General features: G+C 70.6%; 5 protein-coding genes. 2 read left to right on the forward strand and 3 right to left on the reverse strand.

The annotated features are described in order from the left end of the window. Nucleotides 1–7: 7 nt before the first annotated feature. Nucleotides 8–1,177 carry a thiolase family protein gene (locus tag JS756_RS26325; RefSeq protein ID WP_205385690.1) on the reverse strand — a complete coding sequence of 390 codons (1,170 nt, stop codon included), beginning with the start codon at nt 1,175–1,177 and terminating at the stop codon, nt 8–10. A 136-nt stretch (nt 1,178–1,313) separates the two neighbouring features. On the opposite strand from JS756_RS26325, the gene JS756_RS26330 reads away from it, so the two are divergent. Next, nucleotides 1,314–1,784 (forward strand): winged helix-turn-helix transcriptional regulator, encoded by a 471-nt coding sequence (locus JS756_RS26330; RefSeq protein ID WP_205385691.1) that lies wholly within the window; start codon nt 1,314–1,316, stop codon nt 1,782–1,784. Nucleotides 1,785–1,979: 195 nt separating this feature from the next. Next, entirely contained in the window at nt 1,980–2,855 is an 876-nt protein-coding gene (locus tag JS756_RS26335; protein WP_205385692.1) for an undecaprenyl-diphosphate phosphatase, read from the forward strand. Nucleotides 2,856–3,025: 170 nt separating this feature from the next. Here JS756_RS26335 and JS756_RS26340 read toward each other — a convergent pair whose 3' ends face one another. Beyond that, complete coding sequence (locus tag JS756_RS26340; RefSeq protein WP_205385693.1) at nt 3,026–3,370, reverse strand: hypothetical protein; 345 nt, start codon at nt 3,368–3,370, stop codon at nt 3,026–3,028. Nucleotides 3,371–3,556: 186 nt separating this feature from the next. Beyond that, nucleotides 3,557–5,953, reverse strand: coding sequence for a 2OG-Fe(II) oxygenase (locus JS756_RS26345; protein ID WP_205385694.1), 2,397 nt, complete (start codon nt 5,951–5,953; stop codon nt 3,557–3,559). Nucleotides 5,954–6,347 lie beyond the last annotated feature (394 nt).

Below are 6,347 nucleotides of genomic sequence, written 5' to 3' on the forward strand. Positions count from 1 at the left end.
GCCGGGGTCAGACCGACTCGAGGATCATCGCGTTGGCGAGGCCGCCCGCCTCGCACATCGTCTGCAGTCCGTAGCGGGCGCCGCGGGCCCGCATCGCATGGACGAGGGTGGTGGTCAGGCGGGTGCCGCTGGCGCCGAGGGGGTGGCCGAGCGCGATGGCACCGCCGTGCACGTTGACCTTGGCGAGGTCGGCACCGGTCTCCTGCTGCCATGCCAGCACCACGCTGGCGAAGGCCTCGTTGACCTCGAACAGGTCGATGTCGGCGAGGTGCAGGCCGGCTCTGCGCAGGACCTTCTCGGTGGCCGGGATCACGCCGGTGAGCATCAGCAGCGGGTCGGAGCCGGTGACGGCGAAGCTGTGCAGCCGGGCGAGCGGACGCAGCCCGAGGCGGGCGGCGGTCTCGCTCGACGTGATCAGGACCGCGGAGGCACCGTCGTTGATCGGGCTGGCGTTGCCCGCGGTGACGTTCCAGTCGATCTGCGGGAAGCGCTCGGCGAAGACGGGGTCGCGGTAGGCGGGTTCGAGTCCGGCGAGGATCTCGGTCGTGCTGGCGGGCCGTACGCACTCGTCACGGGCGACGCCGTCCAGCGGGGCGACCTCGGCGTCGAACAGTCCTTGTTCCCGGGCCGCTGCCGCCCTGCGGTGGGAGGTGACCGCGAATCCGTCCATCTGCGCGCGCGTCAGCGACCACTTGGCGGCGATGAGTTCGGCGCTGATGCCCTGGGGGACCAGGCCCTCCGGGTAGCGCTCGGCGACACCGGGGCCGAAGGGGTCCGCGCCGGGCGGCACGTTCGACCACATCGGCACCCGGCTCATGGACTCCACGCCGCAGGCCACGACGAGGTCGTAGGCGCCGGAGAGGACACCCTGCGCGGCGAAGTGCACGGCCTGCTGCGAGGAGCCGCACTGGCGGTCCACCGTGGTCGCGGGGACCGACTCCGGGAATCCGGCCGACAGGACCGCGTAGCGGGTGGTGTTCATGGCCTGTTTGCCGACCTGGTCGACGGTGCCGCCGATGACGTCGTCGACGAGGGCGGGATCGATGCCGGAGCGTTCGACGAGGGTGCGCAGGGTGTGGGCGAGGAGTTCGACGGGGTGGACGTGGGCGAGGGAGCCGTTCGGCCTGCCCTTCCCGATGGGGGTGCGTACGGCTTCGACGATGACTGCGTCACGCATGGTGCGGGCCTCCTTGGCGGGGAGCCACCTGGGGCGATTACCGGTCAGTAGGAAATCCGGACTCACCCTAGCGCAGTGAGTTGGAAAATCAAACTGAGTCGGTTCGGAATCCGGACGCTCGCCTAGACTGTGCGGCATGGCCGCCCCCAGGAACCCCAGACCCTGCTCGATCGCCGACGCCCTGGCCCTCGTCGGCGAGAAGTACTCCCTCCTGGTCCTGCGAGAGGTGTGCCTGGGCAACGGCCGCTTCGACCAGCTGGTGCGCAACACCGGTGCACCCCGCGACGTCCTGGCCACCCGGCTGCGCCGGCTGGTGGACGCGGGCGTCCTCGCCAAGCACCCCTACAGCGAGCGCCCGCAGCGCTTCGAGTACCGGCCGACGCAGGCGGGGCTGGAGCTGGAGCCGGTCCTGATGACACTGATGGCGTGGGGCGACCGCCATCTGCGCGAGGACCGCGACCGGCCCATGGTCATCGAGCACGCCTGCGGTCACGCCGTGGTCCCCGTCGTCACCTGCTCCGCCTGCGGCGGTCAGGTCCGCCACGAGGACCTGACCGCCCACCCGCAGGCCCCCGGCTGGACGGTCACGGGCCCGACGACGGCCTGAACCCCGGCCGGTCGGAGCCCGATCGCGGTCGGCACCGCGGCCCGTCGCGCCGGCCCACGGCTCCCCCCGTCGAACCCTGGTGACGGTCCGACAGACCGGGGCCGCTACGCTGCCCTCGACACCGGTGATCACCGTGCGCGGCGGCCGGATGCGTCCGTCGCCCCTCCTCGATCGGCAGTTGGACTCCCCACCTTCATGTCTTGGTTTGAATCCCTCGTCCTCGGGCTCGTCCAAGGGCTGACCGAGTTCCTCCCCGTCTCCTCCAGCGCGCATCTGCGGCTGACCGCGGCCTTCTCCGGCTGGCCCGATCCGGGCGCCGCCTTCACGGCGATCACCCAGATCGGCACGGAGACCGCGGTACTGATCTACTTCCGCAAGGACATCGCCCGGATCCTGACCGCATGGTTCCGCTCCCTGTACGACGGGGCGGCTCGCAGGGATCACGACGCCCGGACGGGCTGGCTGGTGATCGTCGGCTCGATCCCGATCGGCGTGCTCGGGCTGACGTTCAAGGACCAGATCGAGGGGCCGTTCCGCGATCTGCGGATCACCGCGACGATGCTGGTCGTCGTCGGCGTGGTCATGGGCGTCGCCGACCGGCTCGCGGCCCGCGACGAGAAGGGCGGCCGGCACCGCGCGCCCAAGCAGCGCAAGACACTGGAGGACCTGGGCGTGAAGGACGGCCTCATCTACGGCTGCTGCCAGGCCATGGCACTGGTCCCGGGCGTCTCCCGCTCCGGCGCCACCATCAGCGGCGGTCTGTTCATGGGCTACAAGCGCGAGGCCGCGGCCCGCTACTCGTTCCTGCTCGCCGTCCCCGCGGTGCTGGCGTCCGGCCTGTTCGAGTTGAAGGACGCGATGGAGAGCGACCATGTGGCCTGGGGACCGACGCTGTTCGCGACCGTGATCGCCTTCGGTTCCGGATACGCCGTGATCGCATGGTTCATGAAGTTCATCTCGACCAAGAGCTTCATGCCGTTCGTCTACTACCGCATCGCACTCGGCATCCTGCTGTTCATGCTGGTGGGAGCAGGTGTCCTGAGCCCGCACGCGGGCGAATCCGGCGGCTGAACCAGGGCCGTACAGGTAGCGCTATCGAGCATTTCCTAGCGCCTGATTGCAGCACCACGCCATGATCATCTCCCACTCGTCTCCCACTCATCTCCCACCGGGGAGGCAAGATACGCCCCACTAGGGCCCGCACGTCCGTGTGGGCCCTTCCGCGCAGAGGGTGGAGCGGGTCAGCTGAGGTTCATGTCCGGCCTGGCCGCGACCCTCGCCACGAGGAAGCGCAGCCGCTCATCCACCGTGGCCCAGGCATCGCCGGTGAGGTCGTCCAATGCGACGGCGGCCGTGAGGATGAGCAGGCCGAGGCGCGCCTCCACGTCCTCCCACGTGTGCGTGATCTCGGCCGCCTCACCGCGCGGGCCGGTGCCCAGCGCGCCGTACACGGCGGTGGCGATGGCGCCCATGTCGCCGCTGATCGCGAGGACCTGGAGGAGCCGGATGTCCCCGGCCGCCGTGATCTCCTCCTCCACGCGGCCCTGGAGCTGCTGCTCCACCACGGTCGCGCCATCCCCGCTCACGCTGTCCAGGGCGCCGAGCCCATGGCCTACCCCGTCCGGCGCCGGTCCGCCGACCGCCCAGGCTTGCGCGGCCGCGAGGTATCGGCAGGTGGCGATGCGCGGCCAGCCGGGACGCGGCGGCATCCGCGTCCCGGGTGCGGACTGCCGGTTCCAGGCGCGCGAACCGCGGGGCTTGTCTGTCCCCTTTCAGCCGCGTGGCCGGGGCCATTTCTCCCGCAGCCACGCCAGGTCGGTCTCGGCGCGGATGCGGGCCGCTTGCTCACGGGTGAACACCGCGTTCGTCTTGGTCAGGACCAGGGTGTAGGGGCGTCCCTGACGCCGGGTGGTGTGTGACACGGGCAGGCCGGCCAGATCGATACGGCTGTGGATGTGGCGGCGCCGGTCCTTCGCGAGCGGCCAATCCATGACCCGACGGGTGCGGGAGGTGAGGAAGGCGTCGAGGTCGGGGCAGAGGCCGCAGCCGGACCGGCAGGTACCGGCCGGGGTGATTGACCAGTCGTCCGCCGCGCGTACGGGGCGGGTGACGGCCGCGGTGAGCCGGGCCTCGCAGTGGTCGGCGAGCGTCTGGAAGGCGTGGGCCGCGGGTGCCCCGTCTCGTACGGTCGTCGGTCGGTGGGCCGCGGTGCGCAGGGCCGGGAGCAGGCATTCCAGGGCGGTGTCCGGCAGGCCGCGCAGCGCGGTGACGATCGTGTCGGCGGTTTTCGGGTCGCACGCCTGCAGGATGCGGGCCAAGGGAGCTCCCAGCCGTTCCATGCCCGCGCGTCGCTCCGCCTCGCGGCCCACGTCGAGCCAGCCGGTGAGCTGCTGCTCGGCCGCTTGCCACACGCCCTCGACCAGCGGTGCCGCCACCGCGTCTCCGTCACCGTCAGCGGTCCGCAGCGCGGCACAGAGGCCGGGCAGAGACTCGAGCCACGCTGCGCGATCCGCCCCGGTGTACGCGGCGACCGGGCCGAACCAGCTGCCGACGGCCCCGCGCGACCACGTCCGCCCGTACCGTGCGGCCGCTTCCGCGAGATCGGGGACGTGTCGCTGGCCCAGGGTCTCCACCCCGAAGGGCGCAAGGAGCATCGCGGCGGTGTCCGCTTCCTCCAGTCCCACCGCGACGTGCAGGGCGGCAGTGAAGAGTGGAGCGGCCGCTTCGCCCGAACCGCGATGCTTCCAGATCGGGGCGAGCGACCGGGCGAGCGTACGCGCCAGCTCCAACTCCCCGGTGTCCAGGTGGCCCTGGAGTTCTCGCAGGGCTCCCTCTGAGCCGGCCTCGGCGCGTGCCGCGAACGAGCGTTGCCGGGGCCAGAGCACCACTGCGGCCCGCCGGTACCAGCGGTCCAGGGTGTTGCCGTAGTTGCCCATGTAACCCTCGTACTCGGACTGGTAGGGCGTGAGGTCCTTGTTCTCGGTGGTGGCGCACACCTCGGCGTAAGAGACAGGCAGGGAGATCTGCTCACCGTCGGTGCCGTCGGGGCGGGTCCACCAGTCGAGGGTGATCTCGTCGTCGATCAGGTCGTCCAGCTCGTAGTCGGAGAAGTCGCCACTGCGGCGGCGCTCGGCCCCGGGCTCCCCGTCGGGGTCGAGGAGGCACTCACCCTCGCACTCCTCGTCCTCGCAGCCGTCGAAGTGCTCGACATCGCCGTAGTAGTCGTAGCGGTCGTAGGGCGGTACGGCGTCCCAAGTCTCCTTCACCTCGGCCAATGCGAGGACCGCCTCGCAGCCTGCCTGCCCGGCGGCCTGGCGGAGCCGGGTGGCACGCGTGGCGTCGGCACCCTTGAGGCGATCCCAGTCCAGGCCACGCTGGGTGTACTCGTGGTCGAGAAGGTACACGAGGCGGTTCGGGGGCGCCGATTTCTGGCGGCCGTAGGCGTAGCGCTCTTCGGCCGGCTCGGTAAAGTGTTCGGTCAGGTAGTGGGCCAGGTCGGTGGCCGGGCCGCCGTCCTCGCCGACCGGGCGGGTGCGTTCGGCGAGGAGGTTCATGGTGAGGGTGACGCGGTAGCCGGACTTGACGGGCTTGACCTCGTGCAGGCAGTCCGCGTAGAAGGCAGCGAAGGTCAGCTTCTCCCGGGACGCCTGGTGGACGACGCTCCGGCCCGCGTGGGAGACGACGAGTTCGCCGCCGGTGTGGTGCGAGGGCAGCGAGACCACCAGGGTGCCCACCATGGAGTCGTCCTTCTCGGAGTCCTGGTGCGGCAGGAAGAACTGGCCCTTGCCGTAGACGAGCAGCGCGTGCGGTTCGGCCCGCAGGACGGTGGTGGGCGGCAGACCGAGCGCAGTACGGACGCCGTCGAGGACGCCGCTCAGGGTGCGGTCCCAGTCGGGGCCGCCCAGGGTGATCCGGTCCGGGGTGATCTCCCAGGTATCGCGCACGCTGGTGTCGGCCAGGGTCTGCTCACCGCGGCCGAAGCAGGCCTGCCGGGCCTGCGCGATCAGCTTCTTGGTTACCGGAGCGCGCAACGGCAGGGGCAGCACCCCGACGCCGTCGACCTCGATCCGCAGCGCGCGGGCGGACATCTCGATGCGGGTGCTGAAGTCCCCACATCGCTCCGAGGCATCGAGCAGCTTCGCCAGTTGCTTTCGTGCTCCGTGTCCCATGATGTTTCGTTCCCCTGGTCGGCGGCGTGCCATTCCCTCTGTCCCGGAAACCCTAGCGCTGCTGGAAGTCCCTGTTCCCAGATGGCCGAACGGCCTTGACATCCGGGGCACCCGCGCAGGTTCAGGGAAGGCCCGGGACCGGTGGGGCGTTCAGCGGGGTGATCAAGGGGGCGGTTCTGTTCCCTGTGGAGACCGACCTCAGCCGGATCTCAGGCGGTACTCCATCCCGCTGCCTACGCGCGGGGATGTCGTGCGGCGAGCTCTCTGACTAGTAGATTGTTGCGGCTAAGTATTGTTCTGGTTGGTGGAGTTGAGGGTCGGGCAGGCTCCCCTTGTCGTTTCCGTTCGGCCGGGCAGGGGTGTCGTGTCCTCGCAGAAGAAGTATCCGGTTGCG

Origin of the sequence: Streptomyces actuosus (genome assembly GCF_016921115.1) — a bacterium.
GTDB lineage: Bacteria > Actinomycetota > Actinomycetes > Streptomycetales > Streptomycetaceae > Streptomyces > Streptomyces actuosus_A.

Bases quoted from the DNA above. Each gene is read 5' to 3' on its own strand.
- JS756_RS26325 (WP_205385690.1), bottom strand. From the start codon at position 1,177: ATGCGTGACGCAGTCATCGTCGAAGCCGTACGCACCCCCATCGGGAAG.
- JS756_RS26345 (WP_205385694.1), bottom strand. From the start codon at position 5,953: ATGGGACACGGAGCACGAAAGCAACTGGCGAAGCTGCTCGATGCCTCG.
- JS756_RS26330 (WP_205385691.1), top strand. From the start codon at position 1,314: ATGGCCGCCCCCAGGAACCCCAGACCCTGCTCGATCGCCGACGCCCTG.
- JS756_RS26335 (WP_205385692.1), top strand. From the start codon at position 1,980: ATGTCTTGGTTTGAATCCCTCGTCCTCGGGCTCGTCCAAGGGCTGACC.